The following is a 15927-nucleotide window of genomic DNA, read 5'->3' on the forward strand; positions in this document are numbered from 1 at the left end:
GATGCAACGACCGTGCCGTCAGCGGCGGCGGCCGAAGGGGGACTGGCCGCGCCAGTAGCGGATCATCAGGAAGCCGCCGAGCATGCCGCCCAGGTGGGCGAAGTGCGCGATGCCGCCGCTGCCGAGGAAGCCGAACACGAGTTCGAGGCCGCCGAACACCGCCACAAAGATCTTGGCCTTCATCGGGATCGGCGGGAACAGCGGCATGATGACCCGGTTCGGGAACAGCATGCCGAAGCCCAGCAGCAGCGCGAACAGCGCGCCGGAGGCACCCACGGTCGGGGCGCCCGAACCGATGAGGAAGGTCCAGCCCAGCTGCACGGCCGCGGCGGCCAGCGCGCCGGCCAGCAGGAAGTGCACGAAGCGCTTCTGGCCCCACAGCCGCTCCAGTTCGCTGCCGAACATCCACAGGCCGAGCATGTTGAAGAACAGGTGGCCCATGTCGCCGTGCAGGAAGGCGTAGGTCAGCAACTGCCACGGCATGAACTGTCCGCTGGCCAGCGGCCAGAGCGCGAACAGCGATTCCACCCAGCGCCCGGCCAGGAACTGCAGGCAGAAGATGGCCGTGCAGGCCAGCATGAAGGCTTTGGTGACCGGTGGCAGCGGGGGCATCGGCGGACGGGCTGGGAGGAGTTGGTGCCTCGGGCCGGACTCGAACCGGCACGCCTTTCGGCGGGGGATTTTGAGTCCCCTGCGTCTACCGATTTCGCCACCGAGGCCAGGTGCGCGCGCATCAGCGCGACGGGCGCGGATTATCACACGCCCCCCTGCGGCGACGCGGCGGCGCTGCGACAATCGCGGCATGCCCCAGTACAAGACCCTCGAAGACGCCATCGGTGGCACGCCGCTGGTGCGGCTGCAGCGCCTGCCGGGTGCCGACCACGCCCGGCGCGGCAACGTGTTCCTCGGCAAGCTCGAGGGCAACAACCCGGCCGGCTCGGTGAAGGACCGGCCTGCCATCAGCATGATCGCCCGCGCCGAGCAGCGCGGCGACATCAAGCCGGGCGACGTGCTGATCGAGGCCACGTCCGGCAACACCGGCATCGCGTTGGCGATGGCGGCGGCGATCCGCGGCTACCGCATGCTGCTGATCATGCCGGAGGACCTGTCGATCGAGCGCGCGCAGACGATGAAGGCGTTCGGCGCCGAACTGGTGCTCACGCCCAAGTCCGGCGGCATGGAGTACGCACGCGACCTGGCGATGCAGATGCAGGCCGACGGCAAGGGCCGCGTGCTCGACCAGTTCGCCAACCCGGACAACCCGCTCGTCCACTACGAGACCACCGGGCCCGAGATCTGGCGCGACACCGAGGGGCAGGTGACGCACTTCGTCAGCGCGATGGGCACCACCGGCACCATCACCGGCGTGTCGCGCTACCTGAAGGAAGTGAATCCGGCGGTGCGCATCGTCGGCGCCCAGCCGTCGGAAGGCTCGCGCATCCCGGGCATCCGCAAGTGGCCCGAGGCCTACCTGCCGAAGATCTACGACCCGACCCACGTCGACGAGATCGTGCTGGTGTCGCAGGCGGAAGCCGAGGACATGGCGCGGCGGCTGGCGCGCGAGGAAGGGCTGTTCGCCGGCATCTCGGCGGCGGGGGCCTGCGTGGCCGCGCTGCGTCTTGCCGAGCGCCTGGAGCGCGCCACGATCGTCTTTATCGTCTGCGACCGCGGCGACCGCTATCTCTCCACCGGGGTGTTTCCGGCCTGAGGGCCGGCCCGGTGCAGGCCCGACAACCCTGATTCGTGCGGCCGCTGCCGCGCGCCTAGAATCCCGCCCCATGCAAGCCCAGAAAGAACTCGACACGCGCGGCCTGAACTGCCCCTTGCCGATCCTCAAGGCCAAGAAGGCCCTGACGGACATGCTCTCGGGCGAGGTGCTCAAGGTCGTGGCCACGGACCCCGGCTCGGTGCGCGACTTCCAGGCGTTTGCGCGCCAGACGGGCAACGAACTGGTCGAGCAGGTGACGGGCGAAAAGGAATTCGTCCACTACCTGCGCCGCAGGTAGGCCGGGCGCCGACCCGGCGCGCGCCCCGGGCGCGGCCGTGGCGCTAGAGCTTCAGGCTCTTCAGATAGTCGCGGAAAGCCCCCCCGAGCACGGGGTGCTCGAGCGCCAGTTCGACATTGGCCTCCAGGAAGCCTTCCTTGCTGCCGCAGTCGTAACGACGGCCCTCGTACTGGTAGGCGAAGACCTTCTCGCGCCGCAGCAGCCCGGCGATGCCGTCGGTGAGCTGGATCTCGCCGCCCACGCCCCGCTTCTGCGTCGCGATCTCGTGGAAAACCCCAGGGGTCAGGATGTAGCGGCCCGCCACGCCCAGGCGCGACGGCGCGTCCGCGGGCTTGGGCTTCTCGACGATGCGTTCGATGTTGAGCAGGCGCGGCGCCACCGAGGTGCCGGCCACGATGCCATAGCGCTGGGTGTGCTCGGCGGGCACTTCCTGCACCGCCAGGATCGACACCCGCCACTCGGCGTACTGCTCGACCATCTGGGCCAGGATCGGCTTGTCGTGCACCATCAGGTCGTCGGCCAGCAGCACCGCGAAGGGCTCGTTGCCCACCAGGCGCTGGCCGCACAGCACGGCGTGGCCCAGGCCCAGCGCCTGCGCCTGGCGCACGTAGATGCACTCCATGTCATCGGGCTTGACGCTGCGCACGATGTGCAGTAGTTCCTGCTTACCCGCCTGTTCGAGGGCTACTTCCAATTCGAAGGTCATGTCAAAGTGATCCTCAATGGGTCGCTTGTGGCGGCCCGTGACGAAGATCATTTCTCTGACTCCGGCGGCGTACGCCTCTTCGACCGCGTACTGAATCAGCGGTTTGTCGACCACCGGCAGCATTTCTTTGGGCTGGGCCTTCGTGGCCGGCAGGAATCGGGTACCGAGACCTGCCACGGGGAAGATCGCCTTGCGGATGTGCATCTACTTACAATCAGGGTTGGGAGCCGCGCAGATTCTGGCATGCAGGGATGACCTGGCAGCCGTGAATCCTGCTCGTGAAGTCGCATGGATGTGCTGATCGTCGAGCCGCTCGAACCCGAGGTGATGCAGTGGCTCGGAGAGCGTCATGCCGTGCGCTACGCGCCGGAGCTGGCGCGCGACCCCCGCGCGCTGCGGCAAGCCCTGTTCAACGTGCGCGCGCTGGTGATCCCGCCGTCGGTGGCGCTGGACGCCCAGGCCCTGCACTACTCGCCCGTGCTGCGCGCGGTCGGCCGCCTGTCCGCCGGCGCCGAGAACATCGACCTGGACGCCTGCGGCCGCGCCGGCGTCGAGGTGGTCCGCAGCGTCACCGCCAGCGCGGTGGCCGAGGCCGAGTTTATGATCGGCGCGCTGCTGCAGATGTTCCGCCGCGTGCCGGTGCTCAGCCCCGAGGGCCTGCTGGTCGGGCGCGAGCTGGGCGGCGCGACGATCGGCCTGGTGGGCATGGTGCCCGCCGCCCGTGCGCTGGCGCAGCTGCTCACCGCGTTCGGCTCGCGCGTCATCGGCTACGACCCCGCGGTGCACGCCTCGGACAACGTCTGGAGTCGCTGGCGCGTGGAACCGGTGCCGTTGCGCGAGCTGATGGAAAACAGCGACGGCGTGTGCGTGCAGCTGACCTACTTTTCGCGCTACCAGGGCCTGATCGGCGAGCGCTTCCTGCCCTACTGCAAGCCCAACCAGGTCATGGTGAGCGTGGCGCATTCCAGCGTGTTCGACGAACACGCGCTGGCCGAGGTGCTGGCCACCGGCCGCATGGCGGCGGCGTGGTTCGACAGCCTCGAGCCCGGCCTGCTGGACGCGGGGCGGCCGCTGGCGCAGATCGACACGCTGCAGGTCACGCCGCGCGTGGCCGCCACCACGCGCGAGTCGCGCGTGCGCGCGGCCTGGGCCGTGGCGCGCCGCATCGACGAGCTGCTGTCGGCCGACACCACGCCGCAGCGCGGCGAGTTCAAGCCGACGGCAGACGTGCCGCTTGATCTGCCAGACGCTGAAGCGTCCGGCTGAATTCCGCCACGCGCTCGCGCTCCTGCGCCACCACGGCGGCCGGGGCCCGCTCCACGAAGCTGGCATTGCCCAGCTTGCCCTCGGCCTTGGCGATCTCGCCCTTCAGGCGGGCGATCTCCTTGGCCAGGCGGGCCCGCTCGGCGTCGACGTCGATCTTGACTTCCAGCGCCAGGCGCACGTCGCCGGCAATCGCCACCGGCAGCGACTGCGTGGCCGCGGCAAACGCCGCGTCCGCCTCGATGCGCTGCACGTCGCCCACCTTGGCCAGCGCCTTGAGCAGCGGAGCGGCAGCGTCGAGGAAGGGCGCGTCGCCCTGGGCCAGCAGCGGCACGCGCTCCGCCGGCGACAGGCCCATCTCGCTGCGCAGGTTGCGGCAGGCGCCGACCACGGCCTTCAGTCGCGCCATCCAGGCGTCGGCGGCGGTGTCGATGCGCTCGGGCTGGGCCACGGGGTAGGGCGCCATCATCACGCCGGCCGGGTGCGTGCCGGCGCGGCCGGCCACCGGGGCCACCGTTTCCCAGAGCTCGGCGGTGATGAAGGGAGCCAGCGGGTGCAGCAGGCGCAGCGTGGTCTCCAGCACGCGGATCAGCGTGCGGCGCGTGGCGCGCTGCTGCGCCGGGGTGCCGCCGGCGATCTGGGCCTTGGCGATCTCCAGGTACCAGTCGCAGTATTCGTTCCAGACGAAGTCGTACGCCGCCGCGGTGGCGAGGTCGAGCCGGTAGTCCGCGAAGGCCTGCGCCACGGCGGCCTCGACGCGTTGCAGCTCGCCGGTGATCCAGCGGTCGGCCTGCGAGAAGTGCAGGTAGGGCTCGGTGCTGCCGCCGGGCTCGCATTCGGCCTTGGCGTGGTCCTTCAGGCCGCAGTCCTGGCCTTCGCAGTTCATCAGCACGAAGCGGGTGGCGTTCCAGAGCTTGTTGCAGAAGTTGCGGTAGCCCTCGCAGCGCTTGGTGTCGAAGTTGATGTCGCGGCCGAGGCTGGCGTAGCTGGCCATCGTCAGGCGCAGCGCGTCGGCGCCGTAGGCGGGGATGCCCTCCGGGAACTCCTTCTTCACGCGCGCGGCGATCTTCGGCGCCGTCTCGGGCCGGCGCAGGCCGGTGGTGCTCTTCTTCACCAGCGTGTCCAGGTCCACGCCCTGGATCAGGTCCACCGGGTCGAGCACGTTGCCCTCGCTCTTGCTCATCTTCTGGCCGTGCGAGTCGCGGATCAGGCCGTGGATGTAGACGTGGCGGAAGGCCGGCTTGCCGGTGAAGTGCGCGGTCATCATGATCATCCGCGCGACCCAGAAGAAGATGATGTCGAAGCCGGTGACCAGCACGGTGGAGGGCAGGAACAGGTCCTGCTCGACGCTCTTGCCCGGCCAGCCCAGGGTGGAGAACGGGAACTGCGCCGCCGAGTACCAGGTGTCGAGCACGTCGGGGTCGCGCGTCAGCCTGCGGCCGGGCGCCTGGGCCTGCGCCTCGGCCTCGCTGCGCGCCACGTAGACCCTGCCGTCCTCGTCGTACCACGCGGGGATCTGGTGGCCCCACCAGAGCTGGCGCGAGATGCACCAGTCCTGGATGTTCTTCATCCACTGGTTCCAGGTGTTGACCCAGTTGTCCGGCACGAAGCGGACCTCGCCCGAGTCCACCAGCTTCATCGCCCGGCCGGCGATCGACTCGCCGTCGCGGCCGGCCTTGGTCATTGCCATGAACCACTGGTCGGTGAGCATCGGCTCGACCACCTGGCCGGTGCGAGCGCAGCGCGGCACCATCAGCTTGTGCTTCTTCGTCTCGACCAGCAGGCCCTGCGCGTCGAGGTCGGCCACCACGCGCTTGCGCGCCTCGAAGCGGTCCAGGCCGCGGTAGGCCGCCGGCGCCTCGCCGTTGATCTTCGCGTCGGGCGTCAGCACGCCGATCATCGGCAGGCCGTGACGCTGGCCGACGGCGTAGTCGTTGTGGTCATGCGCCGGCGTCACCTTGACCACGCCGGTGCCGAACTCGCGGTCGACGTAGTCGTCGGCGATGACCGGGATCGTGCGGTCGGTCAGCGGCAGCCGCACGCGCCGGCCCACCAGCGCCGCATAGCGCTCGTCCTCGGGGTGCACCATCACCGCGGTGTCGCCGAGCATCGTCTCCGGGCGCGTGGTGGCCACCACCAGCGAGCCCGAGCCGTCCTCGAGCGGATAGCGGATGTGCCAGAGGAAGCCGTCCTCCTCCTCGCTCTCGACCTCGAGGTCGGAGACGGCGGACATCAGCACCGGGTCCCAGCTCACGAGGCGCTTGCCGCGGTAGATCAGGCCCTCCTCGTACAGGCGCACGAAGGTTTCGTTGACCACGGCGGACTGCGTCGCGTCCATCGTGAAGTACTCGCGCGACCAGTCCACCGTGTCGCCGATGCGGCGCATCTGGCCGGTGATGACGTTGCCCGAGGTTTCCTTCCAGGCCCAGACGCGGCGCATGAACTCGTCGCGGCCCAGGTCGTGGCGCGACAGGCCCTGCTCCTGCAGCTGGCGCTCGACGACGATCTGCGTGGCGATGCCGGCGTGGTCGGTGCCGGGCAGCCAGAGCGTGTTGAAGCCGCGCATGCGGTGCATGCGGGTCAGCGCGTCCATGATGGCGTGATTGAAGCCGTGCCCCATGTGCAGCGTGCCGGTCACGTTGGGCGGCGGCAGCTGGATCGAGAAGGACGGCCGCGACGGGTCCAGCGTGGGCCGTGCCGCGCCGCTGGCTTCCCAGCGCGGGGCCCAGCGGGCCTCGATGGCGGCGGGTTCGAAGGACTTGGCGAGCTCGGAGGACATGCGGTCGGGCGCGTCGGTGACGGTTGTTGACAAGCGACTCCGCTCGTCGACGGACAATCCTGTCAACGCAAACGCAGCCTGCGGGGTTGCAACGATTGTAGATTCAGGGTCCGCCGCGGCCCGAGGAGAGCCCTGTGTCCCAGAACCCGACCCATGCCCTTCGACGCCTGGCCTGGGCGCTGCCGATGCTGCTGGCCGCCTGCGGCGGTGGCGGCGGCGACAGCGGCGGCCAGCCGCCCGCGGCCAGCTGCAACGTGCCCGACCGGCAGGCCTGGGTCCGCAACTACTTCCTCGACGACTACCTCTGGTACCGGCTGAGCCCGAGCCCCTCGCCGACGGGCTATGCGGACGTGGACTCCTACTTCAACGCGCTGCTCTATCGCGGCGGCGACCTCATCCCCAGTGGTGGCGGCGCGCGCTGGCCCGCCGACCGCTACAGCGGCTTCCAGTCCACCGAGAGCTTCAACCGCTTCTTCGGCGACGGCCAGACGCTGGGCTGGGGCGTGGCGGTCAACGGCCTGGAGGCCGTCGCCCAGGGCCAGACCCGACTCTTCGTGCGCTACATCGAGCCGGGCTCGCCGGCGGCCTCCACGGCCGCCCTGGCCGGCGGCATGCGCCGCGGCGACGAGATCCTGTCGATCAACGGCGTGCCCGCGGCCACCGTGATTGCCAACAACGACTTCAGCGGGCTGTCCGCGTCGGGCGAGGGCGCGTCGCTCCAGCTGTCGGTGCGCCGGGGCGCCGGGCCGGCCACGGCGGTCAACCTGTCGGCGGCGATCTTCGCGCTGACGCCGGTGCAGACGATCCAGAACGGCCAGGTGGTGCTCAGTCAGAACGGCCGCCGCATCGGCTACGTTTTCGTCAAGGACATGATCAACCAGGTGAGCACGCCGCTGGCGTCCACCATGACCAGCCTGCGCAACCAGGGCATGCAGGATCTGGTGCTCGACCTGCGCTACAACGGTGGCGGCCGGGTGGCCATCGGTGCCACGGTGGCGTCGCACGTGGCCGGCAACCGCGGTGCCAACCGGGTCTACGCGTCGCTGCTCTACAACGACCGGAACACCGGCAACAACCAGGACTTCCTGTTCTCCAACCCCGGCGCCTGGGTGGGCCTGGGCACGGTGTACGTGCTGGCCGGCGAGCGCACCTGCTCGGCCAGCGAGCAGGTGGTCAACGGCCTGCGCGGCGTGGGCGTCAACGTGGTGCTGATCGGCGACACCACCTGCGGCAAGCCGGTGGGCTTCAACCCCACCGACGACGGCTGCGGCACCACCTACAGCGTGGTCACGTTCGAGAGCGTCAACGCGCAGAGCCAGGGCCGTTACTTCGACGGGCTCACGCCCACCTGCGCCGTGGCGGAGGACTTTTCTCGACCCATCGGCGACCTGGCCGACCCGCTGCTGGTGACCGCTGCGCACGTGGCCGACAACGGTTCGTGCCCGGTGGCACTCACGCGCGAGACGCCGCAGTCGCGCTCGGTCACCGGCCGGGCCCGCTACGACGGTGCCGACGGTGGCGAGCGCACCGGCATGAGCGCGCGCTGAACGCGGATGCGGCGCGACCGGCGCGAGCGCCGGCGGGTCACATGAACAGGTGCTCGCCGGCGTTCTCGCCGCCCAGGATCACGTAGTTCACCTTCTTCAGGTCGGCCAGCTGCGTGCCGCCGGCATAGCTGATCGAGCTCTGCAGGTCCTCGCGCATCTCGCGCAGCGTGTCGGCCAGCCTGCCCTTGATCGGCTCGAGGATGCGCTTGCCCTCGACGTGCTTGTACTCGCCCTTGTTGAAGTCCGACGCGCTGCCGTAGTACTCCTTGTAGAGCCGGCCGTCGACCTCGACCGTCTGGCCCGGGCTTTCCTCGTGGCCGGCGAACAGCGAGCCGATCATCACCATCGACGCGCCGAAACGGATGCTCTTGGCGATGTCGCCATGGTGGCGGATGCCGCCGTCGGCGACGATCGGCTTGGTGGCCACCCGCGCGCACCACTTCAGCGCCGACAGCTGCCAGCCCCCGGTGCCGAAGCCGGTCTTGAGCTTGGTGATGCACACTTTGCCCGGGCCCACGCCCACCTTGGTGGCGTCGGCGCCCCAGTTCTCCAGGTCGATCACGGCCTCGGGCGTGGCCACGTTGCCGGCGATCACGAAGGCCTGGGGCAGCTTCGCCTTGATGTGCTCGATCATCGCGCGCACGCTGTCGGCATGGCCGTGGGCGATGTCGATGGTGATGTAGTCGGCGCCGGTGCCGTCGGCGGCGAGGCGGTCCACCGTGTCGCGGTCGGCGTCCTTGACGCCGACGCTGATCGACACGAACAGGCCCTTGTCGCGCATGGCCCGCGCGAACGCCACGTTGTCGAGGTCGAAGCGGTGCATCACGTAGAAGTGGTTCGCGCGCGCCAGCGACTCGACGATGGCCTCGTCGACCACCGTCTTCATGTTGGAAGGCACCACCGGCATCGCGAAGCGTCGCGGGCCGAAGGCGATGCCGGTGTCGCACTGGGCGCGGCTTTCCACGCGGCACTTGCGCGGCAGCAGCAGGATGTTGTCGTAGTCGAAGATTTCCATGGTCAGGCTCCGTCGGTTGCGGGGAGAGCGCTTGACCTGGTGCACCGGCGTTCCGAGAAGCCACGGGCTGGGCGTGGGCCGGAACTCGAACCGGGCACCAGAATTTGGGCCCGGTGGCGAATTCTACGCGGACGAACCGGCGTGCTTCGTGCTGCATTGCTCAACGTGGGCCCGCGCAGCCCCCGGCACAGGGGGGAGCGCTCCCGATAATCGATAGGGCCCGGATGGTCCGGTGCCGATGGACCTGCACGAGTGACGAGCCGTTTGCCGCCGGAGACGAGTTCCAGCGCCCAGGGCAGCCCCCTGGAGGCGCTGCGGCGCTGGCTCGGCGTGGGCTCGGGCTTCTCGTCGTCGACCCGGGACGCCCTGCTCGACGCGCTGTTCGAGCGCGCCGGCGACGGCCTGTTGGTGTGCGACGCCCAGGGCCTGGTCGTCACCTGCAACGCCGTGGCGGCACAACTGCTGCGCACCGAGGCCGCCTCCGTGGTCGGGCGCCCGATCACCGAGTTCGTCGAGCAGGGCCCGCCCGGGCGCCGGCCGCCGCTGCGCGACGGGCCGGCGGCCAGCCGCGCCGGCCCGGATGGCACGGCCCAGCCCTTGCAGCTGACGCTGACGCCCTTCGAGTCGTCCAAGGGGCCGCAATGCGTGGTGCGCGTGCGCGACGGCACCGAGCGCGCCGATGCGCAGGAGCGCTTGCGCCAGCTCGCCAACTACGACAGCCTGACCGGGCTGCCCAACCGGGCCCTGTTCCGCGACCGACTCGCCCAGGCCATGGCGCGATCCCAGCGCAGCGGCAGCGCGATGGCGCTGATGTTCCTCGACCTGGACCGCTTCAAGGTCGTGAACGACGATCTCGGACACGAGGTCGGCGACCGCCTGCTGCGTCACGTGAGCCAGGCGCTGACGCAGTGCCTGCGCGCGGCCGACTCGGTGGCGCGCGACGGCGAGCAGCCGCACACGCTGTCGCGCCTGGGCGGCGACGAGTTCACCGTGATCATCGAGAACGTGGGCAGCGCCGAGGACGCCGCGCATGTCGCGCGCCGGATGCTCGACGCGCTGAACGAGCCCTTCCGCGTCGGCGACGAGGAGATCGTCATCTCGGCGTCGATCGGCATCTCGATGTACCCGACCGACGACATCGACCTGGACACGCTGATCCGCCACACGGACATGGCGATGTACCGGTCCAAGTCGCTCGGCCGCGGCACCTACAGCTTCTTCAGCGACGACCTCACCGCCGCCGTCACCGCGCGCGTGTCGCTCGAGGGCAGCCTGCGCCGCGCGATCGAGCGCCAGGAGTTCGTGCTGCACTTCCAGCCCAAGGGCGACCTGCGCTCCGGGCAGGTCACCGGCGTCGAGGCCCTGGTGCGCTGGCACCGGCCCGGCCATGGCATGGTGCCGCCGGACCGCTTCGTCAGCGTGCTGGAGGACACCGGCCTGATCCTGCCCGTGGGCGCCTGGGTGATCCGCGCGGCCTGCGAGCAGCTGGCGGCCTGGGACCGCATGGGCCTGCCGGCGATCCGGCTCGCGGTGAACCTGTCGGCGCGGCAGTTCCGCCATCTCTACCTCGCGTCGCTGGTCGAGGACTCGCTGCGCCAGAACGACATCGACCCGCAGCGCCTGGAGATCGAGCTGACCGAGTCGCTGCTGATGGAGGACAACGACACCACGCGCTCGATGCTGGAGAGCTTCCGGCGCCTGGGCGTGCGGCTGGCGATCGACGACTTCGGCACCGGGCACTCGTCGCTCAGCTACATCAAGCGCTTCTCGATCGACACGCTCAAGATCGACCGGTCCTTCGTGCAGTCGCTGCCCGACAACGAGGAGGACGCGGCGATCTGCGCCGCGGTCATCGCGCTGGGCCGCAGCATGCGCATGAATGTGGTGGCCGAGGGCGTGGAGACCGCCGAGCAGGCGCAGGTGCTGCGCGACCTGGGCTGCGACGAGATGCAGGGCTACTGGCTGGGCCGTCCGATGCCGGGCGCCGAGTTCGCGGCCTGGCTCGTCAACCACAACCGCACCCGGTCGCGGCGCCGCTCGCGCAGCCGCTACAGCGACACCAGCCCGATGACCCTGTTCACGCTGCTCGACGGCGCCTGAGCGGCGCGCGGGCCCGGGCGGCGCGCGGGGCGCGCGCTCCTAGAATGGGTCGATGTCCCTGCCTGTCGATGCCGGCCCCGCCGATCCGCTGCTGCGCCACCTGAACCCCGAGCAGCTCGCCGCCGTCACGCTGCCCGCGGTGCCCGCCCTGATCCTGGCCGGCGCCGGCTCCGGCAAGACCCGCGTGCTGACCACGCGCATCGCCTGGCTGCTGTCCACCGGCCAGGTGTCGCCCGGCGGCGTCCTCGCGGTGACCTTCACCAACAAGGCGGCCAGGGAGATGCTGACCCGGCTGTCCACCCTGCTGCCGGTGAACGTGCGCGGCATGTGGATCGGTACCTTCCACGGCCTGTGCAACCGCTTCCTGCGCGCGCACTGGAAACTCGCCGGCCTGCCGCAGGGCTTCCAGATCCTCGATTCGGCCGACCAGCTGGCCGCGGTCAAGCGCGTCGTCAAGGCGATGAACCTCGACGAGGAACGCTTCGTGCCCAAGCAGGTGGCGTGGTTCATCGCCGGCCGCAAGGAGGACGGGCAGCGCCCGGCCGACGTGGACGCGCCCGACCCGCACACGCGCAAGATGGTGGAGGTGTATGCCGCCTACGAGGCGCAGTGCCAGCGCGAGGGCGTGGTCGACTTCGGCGAGCTGATGCTGCGCAGCTACGAGCTGATGCGCGACCACGATGCCGTGCGCGAGCACTACCGGCGGCGCTTTCGGCATGTGCTGGTGGACGAGTTCCAGGACACCAACCGCCTGCAGTACAAGTGGCTGCAGATGTTCGCGCCGCCGGGGCCCACGGGACAGGGCGTGTTCGCCGTGGGCGACGACGACCAGAGCATCTACGCCTTCCGCGGCGCGCTGGTGGGCAACATGGCCGACTTCGAGCGCGAGTACCGCGTGCCGCAGGTCATCAAGCTGGAGCAGAACTACCGCTCCTTCGGCCACATCCTCGACGCGGCCAACGCGCTGATCTCGCACAACCTGCGCCGCCTGGGCAAGACGCTGCGCACCGACGCCGGCGCCGGCGAGCCGGTGCGCGTGTACGAGGCCGCCAGCGACTACGCCGAGGCGCAGTGGCTGCTCGACGAGGCGCAGCAGCTGCACCGCGGTGGCATCGCGCGGGCGCAGATCGCGATCCTGTACCGCAGCAATGCGCAGAGCCGGGTGCTGGAGAGCGCGCTGTTCAACGCCGGCATCCCGTATCGCGTCTATGGCGGCCTGCGCTTCTTCGAGCGCGCCGAGGTCAAGCATGCGCTGGCCTACCTGCGCCTGATCGAGAACCCCAACGACGACACCAGCTTCCTGCGGGTGGTGAATTTCCCGGCGCGCGGCATCGGCGCGCGCACCGTGGAGCAGCTGCAGGACGCGGCGCGCGCCAGCGGCCGCAGCCTCGCGCAGAGCGTGTCGGCCGTGCCGGGCAAGGGCGGCGCCAACCTCGCGGGCTTCAACGCGCTGGTCGAGCGCATGCGGGAGGCCACCCACGGTGCCACGCTGCGCCAGATCATCGAGACGGTGCTGCGCGATTCCGGCCTGGTGGACTTCTATCGCCTCGAGAAGGAAGGCCAGGAGCGCATCGAGAACCTCGACGAACTGGTCAACGCCGCCGAGGCCTTCGTCACGCAGGAGGGCTTCGGCCGCGACGCGGTGGCGCTGCCGGTGGACGAGCAGGGGCCCGGCGCCATCGTCGGCGGTGTGCCGCTGCCCGCGGAGGCGCTGGCGCCCGACGCCGACACCGGCGAGATCGTCAGCCCGCTGGCGGCCTTCCTCACCCACGCGGCGCTGGAGGCCGGCGACAACCAGGCCCAGGCGGGGCAGGACGCGATCCAGCTGATGACGGTGCACTCGGCCAAGGGCCTGGAGTTCGACGCGGTGTTCATCACCGGCCTGGAGGAAGGCCTGTTCCCGCACGAGAACTCGATGTCGGACCACGACGGGCTGGAGGAGGAACGGCGCCTGATGTACGTGGCGATCACGCGCGCGCGCCAGCGCCTGTACCTGTCGTTCTCGCAGACGCGCATGCTGCACGGTCAGACGCGATACCACGTCAAGAGCCGCTTCTTCGATGAACTGCCGGAAGAGCACCTGCGCTGGCTGACGCCGCGCAACCAGGGTTTCGGGTCGGGCTATGCGCGCGAGTACCAGAACGCCTGGGCACGCGGCAGCGGCCTGGGCTCCATCGTCGGCGCGGGGCGCGTGGCTGCACCGCCCGCGACGCCGGCGTTCACGCCCAAGGCGGCAACGTCGCACGGCCTGCGGCCAGGCCAGGGCGTGTTCCACAACAAGTTCGGCGAGGGCGTGGTCGTCACGCTGGAAGGCAGTGGCGACGACGCGAGGGCGCAGGTCAACTTCGGCCGCCATGGCATGAAGTGGCTGCAGCTGTCGATCGCCAAGCTGACGCCGACCTGAGCCTGTCGGACCGCGCCGGATTCCTGCGCTTCGGTCAGGACGGCTCGGCCACCGGCTTGCGGCGCAGGACCACGGTGGCCTCGTCGCGGTCGGTCGGCCGGCGCACCCGCGCCACCAGTTCCCAACCCGCCGGCACGGCCACGGACTCGCCACGCCGCTCCTGGCGCAGCCGCACCGCACAGCTGCTGCCGGCACCCGGCCGTCCTTCGACGCGCCAGCGCCCGTACTGCTCCAGCGACGCCAGCGCCGCGCGCGAGTAGCCCGGCGCCGCCACGCAGGCCCCGGTGGGCACGTGCAGGGCAATGCGCGCCACCCACGGCCGGTTGCTGCGCGCGTAGTCCAGCAGCGGCAGCCACAGGGTCATCAGCAGCAGCCAGGCCAGAGCCACACCGCCCGCGGGGAGCACGAGACTCTTCCACAGCGCGTGCTGGTGGCGGCCGGTACGCCAGCGCACCAGCGCCAGCCACGCCAGCGTGGCCAGCACGGCCAGCGCGAAGGCCAGCGGCGAGAAGCTCGCCGCGAAGCCCGGCGCCAGCTTGGCGATGTTGGCGGCGGGCTTGGCCGGCACGCCGGTCAGCATTGCCGCGTACATGACCCAGATCGTGATCGCGATGATGCTGAAGGCGAAGACCGAGAACCAGTCGATGGCCGAGGTGGCGCTGCGCTTGAGCGTCGGCAACGCGAAGGCGGCGAGCACGGCGAAGGCCGGCAGGCCGATCATCAGCGCGCGGTCGTTGCCGCCACCGGCCACGCAGGCCGCCAGCGACACGCCGGCCAGCGCCAGCGGCACCGCCACGTGCCGCCGCGTCAGATGGTGGCGCCAGCGCCAGACCGTCCACAGGCCCAGCAGCCAGGCCGGCCACAGGAACCACAGCAGCAGCCGGGTCAGCTGCAGGCCCTGAGCGACCGTGGCTTCGAGTCCGACGCGCCAGGCCCAGGTGCCGCTCCATGCGGCGACGGCGGCCGCGAGCACCGTCGCACCGATGATCCACGGCGCGTAGGCGCGACCCTCGGCATAGCTGGAGCGGGCCGCGATGGCGGCGCCGGCCACCCCGAGCAGCACGGCCATCATCGGCGCTCCGCACAGCGCCAGCAGCGGCAGGGCCGCCAGCACGGCCCAGCGCGCGCGATGCACCCGGTAGGGTGCGGCCGCCAGCGACCACAGCGCCAGCGCGGCCGCGAACATCTGGACCAGCTCGGGCGTCGTTTCGTGGCCCAGCTGCAGCAGCCCCAGGGTGGCGATCAGCGCGAGCAGGGCACCGTCGGCCATGGCGCGGGCGTAGCCGACGAGGTCGGCCTCGCCGCCGAAGGCGAAGGCGACCGGCTGGGCGGCCTCCGTGCGGGCCAGCTGGAACGTGGCGTACCAGGTGAGGACGAGCACCAGCGCCAGCAGCACGGCGAACGGCAGGCGCGCCGCCAGGGCGGGGTCGACCCAGGGCGAGAGCCAGGCGATCGCGCCCGCACCGAGCCAGTGGGGCAGCAGCGCGTTGTCCAGCGGCAGGCCGCCCACGGTGGGCGCGAGCCACGAGGTACGTCCTTCGGCCATCGCCAGCATGTAGCCGAAGGCGGCCTGATCGGCATTGCGCCAGGGGTCGCGCCCGAACACCCCGGGCAGCACGTAGGCGGCGCAGAACAGCAGCAGCGCCAGGCGCGGCAGCCGCTGCACGGCGCGCTGGGTGACGAGGGCCGGCGTGGGCGTGACGGAATTCACGGGCGGATCATGGCGCGGGCACAACAAAAAGGGCAGCCGAAGCTGCCCTGATCGGTGCGCAACTGGCGCCCGGCATCACTTCTTGATGCCGACCTTGAACTTGTTGCGGAACTTCTCGACCCGGCCGCCGAGGTTGTCGACGCTCTTCTGGGTGCCCGTGTAGAACGGGTGCGACTCACTGGACGTTTCCATCTTGAACAGCGGCAGCTCGCGGCCGTCGTCGAGCTTGATGGATTCCTTGGTCTGCACCGTCGAGCGGGTCACGAACTGGAAGCCGTTGGACAGGTCCTGGAAGACCACGTCGCGGTACGCGGGATGGATGCCGTCTTTCATGGGGTTCTCGCTGGGTAGGTGGGGAGCCACGCTCGCGGGCGCCGGCCCCGGGCCGGCACCGCC

Annotated in this window: 12 protein-coding genes and 1 tRNA gene; 6 read left to right on the forward strand and 7 right to left on the reverse strand. The window is 70.5% G+C overall.

The features are described 5' to 3' along the window. Nucleotides 1–18 precede the first annotated feature (18 nt). Together AC2EAQ_RS00665 and AC2EAQ_RS00670 are read right to left on the reverse strand one after the other, a co-directional pair. A complete protein-coding gene (locus AC2EAQ_RS00665) occupies nucleotides 19–612 on the reverse strand; it encodes a rhomboid family intramembrane serine protease (protein ID WP_484639742.1) in 594 nt (197 codons plus the stop codon). A 22-nt stretch (nucleotides 613–634) separates the two neighbouring features. Beyond that, a tRNA-Leu gene (locus AC2EAQ_RS00670) sits at nucleotides 635–719 on the reverse strand. Nucleotides 720–802: 83 nt separating this feature from the next. Between AC2EAQ_RS00670 and cysM the strand changes: the two genes are divergently transcribed. Both cysM and AC2EAQ_RS00680 read left to right on the forward strand, forming a co-directional pair. Beyond that, on the forward strand, nucleotides 803–1708 hold the full coding sequence (cysM, locus tag AC2EAQ_RS00675) for a cysteine synthase CysM (protein ID WP_484639743.1): 906 nt from the start codon (nucleotides 803–805) through the stop codon (nucleotides 1706–1708). A gap of 70 nt (nucleotides 1709–1778) precedes the next feature. Next, on the forward strand, nucleotides 1779–2006 hold the full coding sequence (locus AC2EAQ_RS00680; protein ID WP_484639744.1) for a sulfurtransferase TusA family protein: 228 nt from the start codon (nucleotides 1779–1781) through the stop codon (nucleotides 2004–2006). A gap of 43 nt (nucleotides 2007–2049) precedes the next feature. Here the strand turns inward: AC2EAQ_RS00680 and galU are convergent, their stop codons facing one another. Next, nucleotides 2050–2916 (reverse strand): UTP--glucose-1-phosphate uridylyltransferase GalU, encoded by an 867-nt coding sequence (gene galU / locus AC2EAQ_RS00685; protein ID WP_484639745.1) that lies wholly within the window; start codon nucleotides 2914–2916, stop codon nucleotides 2050–2052. An 84-nt stretch (nucleotides 2917–3000) separates the two neighbouring features. Between galU and AC2EAQ_RS00690 the strand changes: the two genes are divergently transcribed. Beyond that, nucleotides 3001–3978: an NAD(P)-dependent oxidoreductase gene (locus AC2EAQ_RS00690; RefSeq protein ID WP_484639746.1), complete on the forward strand. Its 978-nt coding sequence runs from the start codon at nucleotides 3001–3003 to the stop codon at nucleotides 3976–3978. On the opposite strand, the gene AC2EAQ_RS00695 is transcribed toward AC2EAQ_RS00690, so the two are convergent. Continuing rightward, nucleotides 3923–6754 (reverse strand): valine--tRNA ligase, encoded by a 2832-nt coding sequence (locus tag AC2EAQ_RS00695; protein ID WP_484641127.1) that lies wholly within the window; start codon nucleotides 6752–6754, stop codon nucleotides 3923–3925. The genes AC2EAQ_RS00690 and AC2EAQ_RS00695 overlap by 56 nt on opposite strands. Before the next feature lie 134 nt (nucleotides 6755–6888). Between AC2EAQ_RS00695 and AC2EAQ_RS00700 the strand changes: the two genes are divergently transcribed. After that, the gene (locus tag AC2EAQ_RS00700; protein ID WP_484639747.1) at nucleotides 6889–8301 is read left to right on the forward strand and encodes a S41 family peptidase; all 1413 of its coding nucleotides are present in this window, start codon (nucleotides 6889–6891) and stop codon (nucleotides 8299–8301) included. Between the two features lie 37 nt (nucleotides 8302–8338). On the opposite strand, the gene AC2EAQ_RS00705 is transcribed toward AC2EAQ_RS00700, so the two are convergent. Continuing rightward, nucleotides 8339–9316 (reverse strand): GMP reductase, encoded by a 978-nt coding sequence (locus AC2EAQ_RS00705; RefSeq protein WP_484639748.1) that lies wholly within the window; start codon nucleotides 9314–9316, stop codon nucleotides 8339–8341. 252 nt (nucleotides 9317–9568) lie between these two features. On the opposite strand from AC2EAQ_RS00705, the gene AC2EAQ_RS00710 reads away from it, so the two are divergent. Both AC2EAQ_RS00710 and AC2EAQ_RS00715 read left to right on the forward strand, forming a co-directional pair. Then, the gene (locus AC2EAQ_RS00710) at nucleotides 9569–11416 is read left to right on the forward strand and encodes a putative bifunctional diguanylate cyclase/phosphodiesterase (RefSeq protein ID WP_484639749.1); all 1848 of its coding nucleotides are present in this window, start codon (nucleotides 9569–9571) and stop codon (nucleotides 11414–11416) included. Between the two features lie 52 nt (nucleotides 11417–11468). Continuing rightward, nucleotides 11469–13820: a UvrD-helicase domain-containing protein gene (locus AC2EAQ_RS00715; protein WP_484639750.1), complete on the forward strand. Its 2352-nt coding sequence runs from the start codon at nucleotides 11469–11471 to the stop codon at nucleotides 13818–13820. 34 nt (nucleotides 13821–13854) lie between these two features. On the opposite strand, the gene AC2EAQ_RS00720 is transcribed toward AC2EAQ_RS00715, so the two are convergent. Together AC2EAQ_RS00720 and AC2EAQ_RS00725 are read right to left on the reverse strand one after the other, a co-directional pair. Further along, nucleotides 13855–15531 carry a hypothetical protein gene (locus tag AC2EAQ_RS00720; RefSeq protein ID WP_484639751.1) on the reverse strand — a complete coding sequence of 559 codons (1677 nt, stop codon included), beginning with the start codon at nucleotides 15529–15531 and terminating at the stop codon, nucleotides 13855–13857. 75 nt (nucleotides 15532–15606) lie between these two features. Further along, nucleotides 15607–15864, reverse strand: coding sequence for a type B 50S ribosomal protein L31 (locus tag AC2EAQ_RS00725; RefSeq protein WP_484639752.1), 258 nt, complete (start codon nucleotides 15862–15864; stop codon nucleotides 15607–15609). Between the last annotated feature and the right edge of the window lie 63 nt (nucleotides 15865–15927).

The sequence above is a fragment of the Aquabacterium sp. T101 genome, from assembly GCF_057219775.1.

Coding starts and splice junctions, on each gene's coding strand:
- AC2EAQ_RS00665 (WP_484639742.1), bottom strand. CDS start 612: ATGCCCCCGCTGCCACCGGTCACCAAAGCCTTCATGCTGGCCTGCACG.
- cysM (WP_484639743.1), top strand. CDS start 803: ATGCCCCAGTACAAGACCCTCGAAGACGCCATCGGTGGCACGCCGCTG.
- AC2EAQ_RS00680 (WP_484639744.1), top strand. CDS start 1,779: ATGCAAGCCCAGAAAGAACTCGACACGCGCGGCCTGAACTGCCCCTTG.
- galU (WP_484639745.1), bottom strand. CDS start 2,916: ATGCACATCCGCAAGGCGATCTTCCCCGTGGCAGGTCTCGGTACCCGA.
- AC2EAQ_RS00690 (WP_484639746.1), top strand. CDS start 3,001: ATGGATGTGCTGATCGTCGAGCCGCTCGAACCCGAGGTGATGCAGTGG.
- AC2EAQ_RS00695 (WP_484641127.1), bottom strand. CDS start 6,754: ATGTCCTCCGAGCTCGCCAAGTCCTTCGAACCCGCCGCCATCGAGGCC.
- AC2EAQ_RS00705 (WP_484639748.1), bottom strand. CDS start 9,316: ATGGAAATCTTCGACTACGACAACATCCTGCTGCTGCCGCGCAAGTGC.
- AC2EAQ_RS00715 (WP_484639750.1), top strand. CDS start 11,469: ATGTCCCTGCCTGTCGATGCCGGCCCCGCCGATCCGCTGCTGCGCCAC.
- AC2EAQ_RS00725 (WP_484639752.1), bottom strand. CDS start 15,864: ATGAAAGACGGCATCCATCCCGCGTACCGCGACGTGGTCTTCCAGGAC.